The sequence below is a fragment of the Amycolatopsis sp. NPDC043887 genome, assembly GCF_056435665.1.
In genome coordinates this window covers 366,756-380,688 of record NZ_JBWKEB010000007.1, presented here as the reverse complement: position 1 = coordinate 380,688, position 13,933 = coordinate 366,756, and the positions used below count along the sequence as shown (strand labels likewise).

The 13,933-nt window shown below is 67.6% G+C and carries 12 protein-coding genes; 8 read left to right on the top strand and 4 right to left on the bottom strand.

The window, feature by feature from the left end; all coding sequences use genetic code 11:
* Positions 1 to 74: 74 nt before the first annotated feature.
* Positions 75 to 1,121: a LacI family DNA-binding transcriptional regulator gene (locus AC069H_RS21175; RefSeq protein WP_478226056.1), complete on the bottom strand. Its 1,047-nt coding sequence runs from the start codon at positions 1,119 to 1,121 to the stop codon at positions 75 to 77.
* A 224-nt stretch (positions 1,122 to 1,345) separates the two neighbouring features.
* Here AC069H_RS21175 and AC069H_RS21170 point away from each other — a divergent pair, with 224 nt between their 5' ends.
* From AC069H_RS21170 to AC069H_RS21155, 4 genes are read left to right on the top strand one after another with little or no spacing between them, the layout of a single operon-like run.
* Entirely contained in the window at positions 1,346 to 2,647 is a 1,302-nt protein-coding gene (locus tag AC069H_RS21170) for an ABC transporter substrate-binding protein (protein ID WP_478233546.1), read from the top strand.
* 3 nt (positions 2,648 to 2,650) lie between these two features.
* The gene (locus tag AC069H_RS21165) at positions 2,651 to 3,631 is read left to right on the top strand and encodes a carbohydrate ABC transporter permease (protein ID WP_478233545.1); all 981 of its coding nucleotides are present in this window, start codon (positions 2,651 to 2,653) and stop codon (positions 3,629 to 3,631) included.
* Positions 3,628 to 4,485, top strand: a complete 858-nt coding sequence (locus AC069H_RS21160) for a carbohydrate ABC transporter permease (protein WP_478233544.1) — start codon at positions 3,628 to 3,630, stop codon at positions 4,483 to 4,485. Before AC069H_RS21165 ends, AC069H_RS21160 begins: the two co-directional genes overlap by 4 nt.
* A 2-nt stretch (positions 4,486 to 4,487) precedes the next feature.
* A complete protein-coding gene (locus AC069H_RS21155; RefSeq protein WP_478233543.1) occupies positions 4,488 to 5,891 on the top strand; it encodes a GH1 family beta-glucosidase in 1,404 nt (467 codons plus the stop codon).
* A gap of 47 nt (positions 5,892 to 5,938) precedes the next feature.
* Here the strand turns inward: AC069H_RS21155 and AC069H_RS21150 are convergent, their stop codons facing one another.
* The gene (locus AC069H_RS21150) at positions 5,939 to 7,192 is read right to left on the bottom strand and encodes a hypothetical protein (protein WP_478233542.1); all 1,254 of its coding nucleotides are present in this window, start codon (positions 7,190 to 7,192) and stop codon (positions 5,939 to 5,941) included.
* A 389-nt stretch (positions 7,193 to 7,581) separates the two neighbouring features.
* Here AC069H_RS21150 and abc-f point away from each other — a divergent pair, with 389 nt between their 5' ends.
* A complete protein-coding gene (gene abc-f / locus AC069H_RS21145) occupies positions 7,582 to 9,201 on the top strand; it encodes a ribosomal protection-like ABC-F family protein (protein WP_478226052.1) in 1,620 nt (539 codons plus the stop codon).
* Between the two features lie 764 nt (positions 9,202 to 9,965).
* Here abc-f and AC069H_RS21140 read toward each other — a convergent pair.
* Positions 9,966 to 10,310 carry an MmcQ/YjbR family DNA-binding protein gene (locus AC069H_RS21140; RefSeq protein WP_125683301.1) on the bottom strand — a complete coding sequence of 115 codons (345 nt, stop codon included), beginning with the start codon at positions 10,308 to 10,310 and terminating at the stop codon, positions 9,966 to 9,968.
* A 124-nt stretch (positions 10,311 to 10,434) separates the two neighbouring features.
* On the opposite strand from AC069H_RS21140, the gene AC069H_RS21135 reads away from it, so the two are divergent.
* Both AC069H_RS21135 and AC069H_RS21130 read left to right on the top strand, forming a co-directional pair.
* Positions 10,435 to 11,064 (top strand): class I SAM-dependent DNA methyltransferase, encoded by a 630-nt coding sequence (locus AC069H_RS21135; RefSeq protein WP_478233541.1) that lies wholly within the window; start codon positions 10,435 to 10,437, stop codon positions 11,062 to 11,064.
* A 2-nt stretch (positions 11,065 to 11,066) separates the two neighbouring features.
* Positions 11,067 to 11,861 carry a glycosyltransferase gene (locus AC069H_RS21130; protein WP_478233540.1) on the top strand — a complete coding sequence of 265 codons (795 nt, stop codon included), beginning with the start codon at positions 11,067 to 11,069 and terminating at the stop codon, positions 11,859 to 11,861.
* Here AC069H_RS21130 and AC069H_RS21125 read toward each other — a convergent pair.
* The gene (locus AC069H_RS21125) at positions 11,779 to 12,375 is read right to left on the bottom strand and encodes a TetR/AcrR family transcriptional regulator (protein ID WP_478233539.1); all 597 of its coding nucleotides are present in this window, start codon (positions 12,373 to 12,375) and stop codon (positions 11,779 to 11,781) included. The genes AC069H_RS21130 and AC069H_RS21125 overlap by 83 nt on opposite strands.
* 90 nt (positions 12,376 to 12,465) lie before the next feature.
* Here AC069H_RS21125 and AC069H_RS21120 point away from each other — a divergent pair, with 90 nt between their 5' ends.
* Entirely contained in the window at positions 12,466 to 13,848 is a 1,383-nt protein-coding gene (locus tag AC069H_RS21120; protein WP_478233538.1) for a cytochrome P450, read from the top strand.
* Positions 13,849 to 13,933 lie beyond the last annotated feature (85 nt).

Below are 13,933 nucleotides of genomic sequence, written 5' to 3'. Positions count from 1 at the left end.
TGCCGCAAGTGTTAGCGATAACACGAGCCGGGTCAAGCGCTCCCCGAGTAACAGTCGGGTCACGGAGCCCTGGATCAGCTGGAGGCGCGATGCGTGAGCGAGACCGGCAAGATCCGCTGGCGGGGCTTGAGATCCCGGTCGTCCATCACCGCGAGCAGGGTCTCGACCATCACGCGCACCTGCTCCCGCGGGTCCTGGTGGACCGAGGTCAGCGGCGGGTCCATCTCCGGTGCGAGGGTCGCGTTGTCGTCGAAGCTGACGACGGCGACATCCGACGGGATCCGCCGTCCGGCGGAATGCAGGGTGCGGAGCGCGCCGAGGGCCATCATGTCGCTGGCCACGAAGACGGCGTCGAGGTCGGGGCGCCGCGCGAGCAGATTCGCCATCGCCCTCGCGCCGCCGGTCAGGGTGAAGTCGCCTTCCTCCATCAGGTCCGCCGGGTCGAGCCCGGCGTCGAGGAGGGTCTTGCGCCAGCCGGAGAGCCGGTCGATCGCCGCGCTCTGGTCCTGCGGGCCCGCGATCGTGGCGATCCGGCGGTGGCCGGCCTCGACCAGATGCGCGACCGCGAGCTTCGCGCCGCCCTCGTTGTCGAAGTCGACGACGTGGACACCACGTTTCAACCCGGCCGCCTGCCCGCCGTACACCACCGGGATCCTCAACTGCCGCAACGCCTTGGGCAGCGGATCGGTCCGATGCGGCGCGAAGACCAGTACGCCGTCGACGTGCCCGCCGTCGAGAAACCTGACCGTGCGGTCGAGATCCTCGCGGGTGTCACTGAAGATCAAGACCATCTGGCAGCCGACGTCGGCGAGTTCGCGATAGCCCGCGCGCATGACCGCGGTGCGGTACGGGTCGTCGAGCAGCCGCGCCTCCGGCTCCGAAAGCACGACCGCGACCGCGCCGGTCCGCTTGGTCACCAGCGATCTGGCCGCCTGGTTCGGGGAATAGCCGAGTTCGCGCGCCGCGGCCTGGACCTTCTCGCGGGAGCGCGCGCTGACGTAGCCGTCGTCGTTCAGCGCACGGGACGCCGTCGACCGGCTGACCCCGGCCGACGCGGCGACGTCTTCCAGTGTCGGCCTGCCGTCTTCCCCTGGTCGAGGCCCCACCCGCGCCACCTTCACTCTTCAGCTCCATCCGGACACCGACAGCTTAGTGCTCGGCGCGCGACGACACTGAGAGCGCTCCCCTGATGGAAACACTCTCATTACAAGCCCTTGACACGGCCATACCTTGGCGACAGACTCTGCGCGTCCTGGGAGCGCTCCCATTTTCTCCTCACCCCATCAGCAAGGGACAAAAGCGTGAGAAGAGTCCACCAACCCATCGGCGCAAGGGGTTAAGAACCGTGAGAAGCATCCGGAACGGCCTGGTGCTGGCACTGGGTATCACGATGACGGCGTTCGGACTGGCGGCGTGCGGCGGTGACGACGGCGGGGCCCCCGCCGCGTCGGACCCGAACGCCAAGGTCGAGCTGTCGCTGGCGACGTTCACCGAGTTCGGCTACGAGGAGCTCATCCCCGAGTACGAACGACTGCACCCGAACATCAAGATCACCCACCGCAAGACCGGCCAGGGCGGGCCGTACCACCAGGATCTGATCACGAAACTGGCCGCGGGTTCCGGCCTCGCCGACGTCACCGCCGTCGAGGAAGGGCATCTGTCGAACGTCCTCGACAAGGGCTCGAAGTTCAACGACCTGCCCAAGATCGGCCCGGCGGAGGCGTCCCCCGACCGCTGGCTCGGCTGGAAGTACGACGCGGCGAAGACCAAGGACGGCAAGGTCATCGGCTACGGAACGGACATCGGCCCGCTGGCCATGTGCTACCGCAAGGACATGCTCGAAGCGGCGGGAATGCCGTCCGATCCCGAAGCGGTCAAGCCGTTGTTCGCGACCTGGGACAGCTACTTCGCCGCCGGCGAACAGTACGTCACCAAGACCGGCGGTAAGGCGTGGTTCGACTCGGCCGCGCAGAACTTCAACGCCATGGTCAACCAGCTCCCCACCGGCTACATCGGCAACGACGACAAGCCGACGCTGGAATCGAACCAGGGCATCAAGGACGCCTGGACCAAGGTGACCGGCGCCGTCGCGAAGGGACAGTCGGCCAAGCTGACCGCGTTCAGCAACGAGTGGAACTCCGGATTCAAGCAGGGCGCCTTCGCCACGAAGGTGTGCCCCGCGTGGATGCTCGGCGTGATCGAGGAGCACTCCGGTCCCGAGAACGCCGGCAAATGGGCGGTCACCGCGGCCTTCCCCGGTGGCGGCGGGAACTGGGGTGGCTCGTACCTGACCGTGCCCACGCAGTCGAAGCACCCGAAGGAGGCGGCCGAACTCGCCGCCTGGCTGACCGCGCCCGAACAGCAGATCAAGGCGTTCAAGGCGAAGGGCACGTTCCCCAGCCAGGTCAAGGCACTGGAAGACCCGGCGCTGCTGAGCGAGACCGACGCCTACTTCGGCGGCGCCAAGATCGGCCAGTTGTTCGCCGAACAGGCGAAGAAGGTCGCGAAGCCCCAGTACAAGGGCCCCGGCGACGGTCAGATCCAGGAGAACGCGGCGAGCCCGGCGCTGCAGGCCGTCGAACAGGGCAAGTCGGCGGACGAGGGCTGGACGCAACTGCTCGACGCCGCGAAGAAGATCACGCGCTGACCGATGACCGTCGTCGACAAGATCGCGCCGGACGAGGAGAAGGCCGGGGTGTGCACGTCGCCCCGGCCCACCCTCCGCCATCGGCTGAGCCGGTGGGACGTCAAGGTCTCGCCGTACCTCTACATCGCCCCGTTCTTCGTCGTGTTCGGGATCGTCGGGTTGTTCCCGCTGCTCTACACGGCTTACGTGTCCCTGTTCAGCTGGGAGGCGGGTGACGACAACCCCGTTTTCATCGGGCTGGACAACTTCAAGGAGTTGTTCGCCGACACGCAGTTCTGGAACGCGCTCGAGAACACCGTCAGCATCTTCCTGCTCTCCAGCGTTCCGCAGCTGATCATCGCGGTGCTCCTGGCGGCGCTGCTGAGCGCCAGGCTCCGCGGGGCGACCGGCTGGCGCGTCGGCGTCCTACTCCCCTACGCCGCCAGCCTGGTCGCGCTCGGGATCATCTTCGCGAATCTGTTCGGGCCGAAGTACGGGCTGGTCAACGGTCTGCTGCAGACGATCGGGCTCGATCCGGTCGACTGGCAGGCAGGCCGGTTCAGCAGCCACGCCGCGATCGCGATCATGGTGAACTGGCGCTGGACCGGGTACAACGCGCTGATCGTGCTCGCGGCGATGCAGGCCATCCCGAAGGAACTGCACGAGGCCGCACTGATCGACGGAGCGGGCGCCGCACGCCGGTTCTTCAGCATCACGCTCCCCCTGCTGAAGCCGACGCTGATCTTCGTCACGATCACCTCGACGATCGGCGGACTGCAGATCTTCACCGAGCCCAAGCTGTTCGACGCCATGCCGGGCTCGAACAACGGCGGTTCGTCCAACCAGTTCCAGACCGTGACGCTGTACCTGTACCAAACGGCCTTCGAGAACTACGAACTCGGTTATGCCTCGGCGATCGCGTGGGTGCTGTTCGTGATCATCGTGCTGATCGCGCTGGTGAACTTCTTCCTCACCGGCAGGCTCACGGCGGTGAAGAAGAAATGACAGTGATCCACAGTGGACTCAAGCGAGGCGTTTCGGCGCTGGGCAAGCCGCGCAGGGCGACCTACGTCGTGCTCACGATCTTCGTGCTGGGCTCGCTCTTCCCGTTCTACTGGTCGTTCCTGGTCGCCAGCCGGGACAGCGGGATGCTCACCGAACGGGTCCCGCCCTTCCTGCCCGGCGGGAACTTCTTCGCCAACGCGGCGAGGGTGTTCGACACCGTGCCGTTCTGGAAGGCGCTCGCGAACAGCCTGATCGTGTCCGGCACGGTCACCCTCACCACGGTGCTGTTCTCGGCACTGGCCGGGTTCGCCTTCGCCAAACTGCGATTCCGCGGGCGGAACGGGCTGTTCGTGTTCATCGTCATCACGCTCGCCGTACCGACCCAGCTCGGCATCATCCCGCTGTTCATGGCGATGTCGGAGTTCGGCTGGGCAGGCGGATTGCAGTCGGTGATCGTGCCCAACCTGGTGACCGCGTTCGGCGTCTTCTGGATGCGGCAGTACACAGTGGACGCCGTACCGTACGAACTGATCGAGGCGGCGCGCGTCGACGGCTGCAGCATGATCCGGATCTTCTGGAACGTCTGCCTGCCCGCGGTCCGGCCGGCGGCGGCGATCCTGGCGATGTTCACGTTCATGACGTCGTGGAACGACTTCCTCTGGCCGCTCGTGGTGCTGGACGCCGGCAACCCCACCGTCCAGCTGGCGCTGGAGAAGCTGCAGAGCGGCTACTACGTCGACTATTCGCTGGTGCTGGCCGGGACCACCCTGGCCACCATCCCGATCCTCATCGTCTTCCTCCTCCTCGGCCGCCAGATCGTGGCCGGGATCATGCAAGGTGCCGTGAAAGGGTGACCATGTCCGCTCATCCCGACAGTGTCCGGGCGAAGACCGCGCTCCTGTTCCCGCCCGGATTCGTGTGGGGCGCCGCCACCGCGGCCTTCCAGGTCGAAGGGGCGACGGCCGCCGACGGCCGGACCGACTCGATCTGGGACGTCTTCGCCCGCCGTCCCGGTGCCGTCGTCGGCGGCGACACCGGGGAGCCGGGCGCCGATCATTACCGGCGCTATGCCGAAGACGTCGATCTGATGCGACGGCTCGGGCTCGGCGCGTACCGGTTTTCGCTGTCGTGGCCGCGGATCCGGCCCGGCGGCGGCGCGCCGAATCCGCGGGGTCTCGCGTTCTACGACCGGCTCGTCGACAAGCTGCTCGAGGCCGGAGTCGAACCCTGGGCGACGCTGTATCACTGGGATCTCCCCCAGTCGCTGGAAGACGAGGGCGGCTGGGCGGCACGCGAGACCGCCTTCCGGTTCGCCGAATACGCCGAAACGGTCGTGGCGCGCCTGGGCGACCGGGTACCGCGCTGGTCCACCCTGAACGAGCCGTGGTGTGCGGCGATGCTGGGCTACGCGCGCGGAATCCACGCGCCCGGCAGGCAGGAACCCCGCGCCGCCGTCGCGGCCGCGCACCACCTGCTGCTGGGACACGGACTGGCGATGGACGTCCTGCGGCGACACGCGCCTGCCGCGTCGTCGGGGATAACGCTGAACCTGTACCCGGTGTCGGCGGTCGATCCGTCGTCCACTGTGGACTCCGAGGCCGCGCGCCGGATAGACGGCCTGCAGAACCGGCTGTTCCTGGATCCGGTGCTGCGTAGCTCCTACCCCGAGGACCTGCTGACCGATCTCGCGCCGCTCGGCATCGGAGAGCTGGTGCGCGACGGCGACCTCGCGACCATCGCCGCTCCGATCGACTGGCTGGGCATCAACTACTACCGCGGCTACCAGGTCGCGGGCACCCCGCTGCCCGGCAGTGAACCGGCGGGCCCCGACTGGCTCGGCTCCCCCGACGTCCATTTCGTGCCCGACGAAGCGGCGCCCCGCACCGACTCCGGCTGGGAGGTCCAGCCTTCGCGGCTCACCGAGTGCCTCCTCCAGGTCCATCGCGAGTATCGGCCGATCCCGTTGTACATCACCGAGAACGGCGCGTCCTATCCGGACGCGTTGATCGGCGGGGATATCGCGGACACCGACCGGATCGCCTTCCTCGACTCGCATCTGCGTGCCGCGTACGAGGCGATCGAGGCGGGCGTCGACCTGCGCGGCTACTTCTATTGGTCACTGCTCGACAACTTCGAGTGGGCCGAGGGATACGGCAAACGGTTCGGACTCGTCCATGTCGACTACGCGACGCAGCGGCGGACGCCGAAACAGAGCGCGCTCTGGTATGCCCGGGCGATCAGTCTCAACGGGCTGAGCTGAGGGCAAGTGTCAGGAAAGGGTCGTTCAGGACGACCCTTTCCTGACCTTTACGCGCGGGAGCGCTCGGCGCGTTCCGCGAAGACACGGTCGGCGGCTCGCCGGTCCTGCCCGTCGGCCCGGAACCCGTTGACGCAGCCGGGCACGTCCGCGGTGGAAGTGCAGTTGTCCGGCCGGTTGCCACTCAACACGGCCCCGTTCACCAGCGTGACGCGTCCGCTGAGCGTGTGAATGCCGCCGCCGGAAGCCGGGAGAGGGTACAACCCGGCCCCAGGTTCGCCCGCGACGTTGTCGCTGACGGTCCCGCCGTCGAGCGTGAGACTGTCATCGAACACACTGAGTCCGCCGCCTCGACCTCCGTAACCGGAGATCCCGGAGTACCCGCCCGGCCCCGCGACGCCGGCATCACCGCCGCGTCCCGCATGGTTTCCGGTGATGGTGGTGCGGGTGATGACCGGATTCAGCAGCACACCGGGGCTGGTCGACATGATCAGGCCGCCGCCCGTGCCGCCGCTGCCGCCGTGTCCGGCTCCGCCGCCCTCCGAGCCTCCCGCGCCGCCCTTGCCCCCGCTCCCGGCACTGTTGCCGGTGACGACGCTGTCGGTGAGCCGCAGGACGGTACCGCTGAGCACGTCGACACCGGCGCCGAAGCCGGCTGAACCGCCTCGTCCACCCGCCTTGGCCGCCACCCCGTTCCCGCCCGGGCCACCGGAGCCGGAGGCGTTGCCGGTGATCGAACTGCGGGTGATCGTCAACTCCGTCCGAGCGGAGGCGTAGGAGGAGATACCACCGCCGGAGCCTCCGGAGCCGGCGGCGTTGCCACTGATGACGCTGTCGGTGATGGTCGGCGGACCCCAGTTCTTGATACCGCCGCCGGACCCGCCCGGGTTCGCGTCTCCATAGGAGTTGGTCCCGACACCGTCAGGAGCATGACCGCCCGCGATCGTGACCTCGTTGAGGGTCCGGTCGCCCCAATTGTTGATGATGCGGAATCGGGGCGCGTCCTTGGCGCGTTCGATGGTGGCGTGATTACCGTTGACGGTGAGCTTTCCCTCGATGGAGGGCAGCCCGGCACTCCAGTAGACATCGGCGACCGCGGTGAGCGTGTAGACGCACTTCGCCGCCAGGGACAGTGTGTCCGGCGCGGCGGTGGCGTTGGCCTCGGCGATGGCCTGGACCAACGCGGCGGAGTCGCAGGGAACGGCGATTTCGGCGGCGTGCGCCGGTGGAGCGACCAGGGCGAACGCCCCCAGTGCGGTTACCGTGGTCGCGATTCGTCTTCGGGTTCCGGCATTCGACATCATCGGAAAACCTCCCAGATCAAGGAATCGGGTGATGGCCATCGAGAACATTAGGAGTCCCGCCTTCACCCCTCAATGAATAGGATTCCGACCACACGATTACCGATCATCGGGAATCGTGGTGAATGAATGAACACCGGATTTCGCGCCTTGCCGACGCCGCGCCGAGGGATTGCGGTGGCCACACTCCGGCAGGTCTTGTTATCGTAGGTGCGGACCTGATCGACGAGCAGTGGAGACCAGACGTGGCAGGTGAAGACGACATCTCCGGGTGAGCCGGAGTCGGCGGGCCACCGGCGTTGACGCCGACGTGGCCTCTTTGTCGTCCCCTCAAACCACGTCCACTGCGGTGCAGCCTCAAGGCGCCCGCTGTCTTTCACGAGGTCATTTCCATGTCAGACGCCTTCGTCGTCGTGTCCGCCCTCTCCTTCTCCTGGCCGGATGACACCCCGGTCTTCGACGACCTGTCCTTCACCGTGCCCGGTGGCCGCACCGGTCTGGTCGCGCCGAACGGGGCGGGCAAGAGCACGCTCCTCAAACTGATCGCCGGAGAGCTGCGACCGGTGTCGGGGTCGGTCTCCACCCAGGGAGTCCTCGGCTATCTGCCGCAGTCTCTGCCCCTCACCGCCGACCTGAACGTGGCCGAAGTACTGGGGATCGCACCGCAGCTCGCGGCGCTGAGCGCGATCGAGTCCGGCGACGCGAGTGAAGAGCACTTCACCACCATCGGGAACGACTGGGACATCGAGGAGCGCACCCGCGCCCAGCTCGATCGGCTCGGCCTCGACGGCATCTCGCTGGACCGGAGCCTGCGTACGTTGAGCGGCGGGCAGATCATCTCCCTCGGCCTGGCCGCGCAATTGCTGAAGCGGCCCGACATCCTGCTGCTGGACGAACCGACCAACAACCTCGACCTCGACGCCCGCCGCAAGCTCTACGGGGTGCTCGAAGACTGGTCCGGCTGCCTGCTGCTGGTGAGTCACGACCGGGAACTGCTCGACCGGATGGACCGGATCGCCGAACTCGACCGCGGCGATCTCAGGTACCACGGCGGGAACTTCACCCAGTACGAAGCGGCGGTCAAGGCCGAGCAAGAGGTCGCCGAGCGCAACGTCCGCAGCGCCGAACAAGAGGTCAAACGCGAGAAACGGGAGATGCAGCAAGCCCGCGAGCGGGCGGCGCGCCGGGCGGGCAACGCCGCCAGGAACCTGGGCAACGCCGGACTGCCGAAGATCTTCGCCGGCACCATGAAACGCAACGCCCAGGAGTCCGCGGGCAAGGCGAACGAGACACACGCCGCGCGGGTCAGCGAAGCGAAGAACCGCCTCGACGAGGCCGAACGTTCCCTCCGCGACGACCAGAAGATCGCGCTCATCCTGCCGGGCACCAACGTCCCCACCGGGCGCACGATGTTCCACGGCGAGCACATCCAAGTCCGCTACGGCGACCGGAACGTCTTCGCGGGCGACGGAGTCGACCTGACGATCCGCGGCCCCGAACGGATCGCCCTGACCGGCGGAAACGGGACCGGCAAGTCAACCCTCCTCCGGGTGCTCAAGGGAGACCTCACGCCCGACAGTGGCGTGGTGAAGCGAGCCGAAGGGCGGATCGCGTACCTCTCCCAGCGGCTCGACCTGCTGGACTTAGGCCGGACCATCGCCGAGAACTTCGCCGCGTTCGCCCCGAACCTCCCCGAGTCACAGCGAATGACCCTGCTCGCCCGCTTCCTGTTCCGAGGCGCGCGAAGCCAGCTTCCCGTCGGCGTGCTCTCCGGAGGCGAACGCCTGCGGGCCACCCTGGCCTGCGTCCTGTTCGCCGAACCCGCGCCGCAACTCCTGCTGCTGGACGAGCCGACCAACAATCTCGACCTGGTCAGCGTCGGGCAATTGGAGAGCGCGCTGGGGGCGTATCAAGGGGCTTTCGTGGTCGTCAGCCATGACGAGCGGTTCCTTCGGGAGATCAAGGTCGATCGGCGGGTGCGGTTGACCGGCGGGACTCTCGTGGAGTCGTGAGGTCTCTGCGGCCCGGGTATGTGAGTGGCCTCGGGCCCTGATTCGAAACGCCCAGCAACACCCTCCACCACTGACCCCGAGGAGCCCGCCAGCCACACCGGCGACGGGTCCCTCGCCATGCCCACGTCGACTCGGAATAGAGAAAAGGCGCCCTCGCCGGGCCCCTGATATCCGTGAATGCTTCCTTGAGGGACCCAGAGTCACGGCGCCACCAGGCTTCGAGACAACGCAGGACGCCGTTGATGAGGGATTCGGGACGTTCAATGTCCCCAATCCCTCATCGACGAAACCGCCGGCCGCACAGGTGGGTGGACAAATACGAATCCGTCAAGGAGGGCTTCACGGACTCCAAACCCGACAACCACCCCGGCACAGTCACGCGAGCAGGTAGCGAAGGCCTCCTTCCCTACCCTCAAGGTAGGCAAGGAGGCCTTCACGGACCACCGACCGCTTCCTTCCGTCCACACCCGACCGCAAAACAAAAAACCGCCACCGAACCGGCGACGGGCGAGGAAAGAAAAGGTCCCGCTTCCGCTCAGCGAAGGCTGGGGGTTCCTGCGAGCAGGAAGCGGGAGTTTGTGGCCGGTACGGGGGCCGCCTCTCGGCGAGTGGCTCGACACGGCTCCGGCCGAACCGGTATTCCGTGAAGGCGAAGGGTGAGGCCCGGGGGCACCATCCGTACCGACACTCTCTACAACGCCACGGCTCGGAAAATGTTCCCCGCGAAAAAAGTGACGCGCGTCAACACACGAATGCGGTAACGCTCAGCAGGGTGGCGGAACCTGATCCACCAGTTCTTCGGGAGCGGACAGCCGCCATGCCTCGTAGACCAATTCGTTCAGCTCGTCGGATTCGATGCCGTCGAGGTACACCACCACCCAGCCGAATCCCCCGGCCGTGAACTGCACCTCGAAGACGTCGGGCCGTTCGGCCACGAGGGCTTCCTGTTCCGAGAGCGTCTGCTTCAGGCCGACGGTCTGGGTCCGCGGCCAGTAGTAGCCGAACCGCTTCCCGCGCACGCTGAACGACTCCCACTCCTTCGCGTCGGATCGCTCGACGTCGGCGAGCGACTTCAGCATCCGGTGGAACTCGTCACTCGACACGCTCATCTTGAACCCCAAACCCCAGTAACTCCGTCGGCTCCAGTCTAAGGGCCCGGGTGGGCCCGTCCTTTGAGGATGTCGATCGGTAGATTCGCCGGAGGGAGAGCCACTCGATCCGGGGAGCTGCGCAATGGACCGACCGGTCACGGCGGCAGAGCTGTTCGACGCCATCGGTTCCGCTTACGAGGACGTCTTCGGACGGGCGCCGGCGGTTGACAGGGCGGTGCGGCATCTGCTGGACAGCTTGCCGCCGTCGTCGAGGGTGCTCGACATCGGAAGCGGAACGGGAAGGCCGGTGGCCGAGGACCTGTCTTACGCCGGTCATCGGGTGACCGGGCTCGACGTGTCGCCGGTGATGATCGATCTCGCGCGTGAGCAGGTTCCCGCAGCCACCTTCGTCCACGCCGACGTGCGGGAATGGACCTCGCCGTCCGAATCTTGGGAGGCCGTCTGCGCCTTCTTCCCCTTCCTCCAGATGCCGCGCGCGGACACCGAAGCCGTGCTCGCCGACATCGGGCGCTGGCTGGTGCCGGGCGGGCTCTTCGCTCTGGTCACCGTTCCGCGCGACGCCGAGGACGTGCCGGCGGAGTTCTTCGGCCGCACCTTCCTCGAGACCAGTTTCGCCCCGGACGACCTCGTCCGGCGGGTCGAGGCGGCCGGGCTGGAGGTCACCGGCACCCATTCGGAGCTCTTCACCGCGGACGAGCCGGGGACACCGCCGGAGGAGCACCTCCTGGTCCTCGCCCGCCGCCCGGAGTGAGCATGCCGGTCGTCAGCGTGATCACCCCGGTCCACCCGCCGAGCCTGCCGTACTTGACCGAGGCGTACGAATCCCTCGCCTCGCAGGAACTACCGCCGGACTGGAGCTGGGAATGGCTGGTACAGGAGGACGGCGAGACCGGCCTGCTCGACGGCGTCCTCCCCGCGGACGAGCGCGTCCTGCCCGGCTCGGGGCGCCCAGGCGGTCCCGGAGTCGCGCGGATGATGGCTCTGTCACGCGCCTCCGGGGAGCTGATCAAGGCACTCGACGCGGACGACCTCTTGGCACCCGGCGCGCTCGCACGAGACATCGCGGCGCTGGAGGACCCCGAGGTCGGCTGGACGACCTGCCGGGTCCTCGACCTCTTTCCGGATGGGACCACGGCCGGCGTCGACAGCGATCCCGGCGAGGGACGGATCGAACGCGGCGCGATCCTGCGCCACTGGCGGCGCAACGGCTACGTGTCGTCGGTGGTGGCCGGGACGCTGTGCATCCGCCGCGACCTTCTGCTGGATCTGGGCGGCTGGATGGCGCTGCCCGCGTCGGAGGACACCGGGCTGATCCTCGCCGCCAACGCCTGCTCCGACGGCTACTTCGTCTCCACGTGCGGCATGTTCTACCGGAAGTGGGCCGGTCAGGTCACCCGGTCCGCGGCGCACAACGACGACGGCGAACGGCTCGCGCGGATGAAGCTGATCGAGGAACGCGCCGAGGTCATGTTGGCACGTCGACGATGTCGAGCAACGCCTTCGCGCACAGATCCCGGATCTGGTCCCGGGTCAGCTTCCGGTACTTGAGCCAGTCGAGGCACACCGCGACGACGAAGGCCAGCCAGCCCCGCACGAGCACCCGCAGGGCCTCCGGCGGCTCGCCCTCCGGGCACAGCACCTCCAGGATCCGGCGTCCCTGCTCGGCGAAGTTGTTGTCCACGACTTCACGCACGCCGTCGACGGCGATCGACGTGCCCGAGTGCAGTGCCCGGTAGCCGTCCTCGTTGGCTTCGACGTAGCGCAGGTACGCGTCGAGGCCGGCCGTCAGTTGCTCCGCGACCGGGAGCGTGGGATCGGACTTGGTCATCTCGAGCAGGCGCTCGCCCTCTGACCTGATGACCTCGGTGACGAAGTCCCGTTTCGTCGGGAAGTAGTGGTACAGCAGCCCCCGGGAGACCTCGGCGATATCCGCGACCTGCTCGATCCACACATCGTCGTACGGCCGCTCCGCGAACAGGCGGGCGCCGATCCGCAGCAGCTGTTCCCGCCGCTCGGCGGTGCTCAGCCTGCTGCGGGGCTTCCCGGAAGTACTCGGCGCCATCCGGGCATCGTACTTACTTGACACGAGTTCAGTAACAGGCCACGCTCCCTATTGGATGCCGGTTCAACAGCGCACACCTGGAGGGGCTCGATGGCCACCGCTCTCCCCCATCCCCCGCGACGGATCCCGCTGATCGGCGACGTGCTCGGCGTGTCGCCGAAGACGCCGGTCCAGGACTCGATGCGGCACGCGGCCGAACTGGGCCCGGTCTTCGAGCGGAAGGTGTTCGGCCGGAGCATCGTGTTCGTCAACGGTGCCGAGATGGTCGCCGACCTCTCCGACGAGAAGCGCTTCGCGAAGCACGTCACTCCCGCGATCTCGAACCTGCGCCCGCTCGGCGGCGACGGCCTGTTCACCGCCCACAACGAAGAGCCGAACTGGCGGCGCGCGCACGAGATCCTCGCGCCCGCGTTCAGCCGCAACGCCATGCAGCGCTATCACCCGACGATGCTGGCGATCACCCGCGAGCTGCTGGACACGTGGGACAGGGGCGGCGAGGTCGACGTCGCGGATGACATGACCAAGCTGACGCTGGAGACCATCGGCCGGACGGGATTCGGTTACAGCTTCTCTTCGTTCGAACGCGCCGAGCCGCATCCGTTCGTCGCCGCGATGGTCCGCACGCTGCGGCATGCGCAGCGAAGGGCGATCCAGCCGCCGGTCATCGGCCCGCTTCTCAGCCGCAAGGCGAACCGGCGCAACGAAGCCGACCTGGCGTTCCTCCACTCGGTCGTCGCCGACGTCATCGAAGCGCGCCGGAACGACACGAGCACCGAAGACCTGCTCGGGCTCATGCTGAACACCACTCAGCCGAGCACCGGCGAGGCGCTGGACGAGGACAACATCCGGCACCAGATCATCACCTTCCTCGTGGCCGGGCACGAAACCACGTCGGGCGCGCTGTCGTTCGCGCTGTACTACCTCGCCAGGAGCCCGGACGTCCTGGCCCGCGCTCGGTCCGAAGTGGACAAGGTCTGGGGCGAGAACCCGGACCCGTCGTACGAAGAAGTCGCGAAGCTCCGCTACGTCCGGCGAGTGCTCGACGAAGCGCTCCGGCTCTGGCCGACGGCGCCCGCGTTCGCGCGCCAGGCCCAGGTGGACACCGTCGTCGGCGGCGAGTACCCGATGCGCAAGGGACAGTGGGCGCTGGTCCTCATCCCGGCGCTGCACCGTGATCCCGCCTGGGGAGACGATCCCGAATCGTTCGACCCGGACCGCTTCTCCCCGGAACGCAACCGTGCCCGCCCGGCGCACGTCTACAAACCCTTCGGCACCGGCGAGCGGGCCTGCATCGGGCGGCAGTTCGCCCTGCACGAGGCGACGCTGGTACTCGGCATGCTGCTGAGCCGGTACGAGCTGCGCGGCGACCCGTCTTATCGGCTGAAGGTGCAGGAGCTGCTGACCCTCAAGCCGGAGGGCTTCAGGCTGGAAGTCTCGCTCCGCGATCGCGCGACGGTGTCCGCGCCCGCCTAGGGCAAGGTGGCGCCTCGGTAGAAACTCGGTCACATCTCCGCTCCGGGATCCGTCAGTGCGGTGAAAGCAAGACGGAAACCCTGAA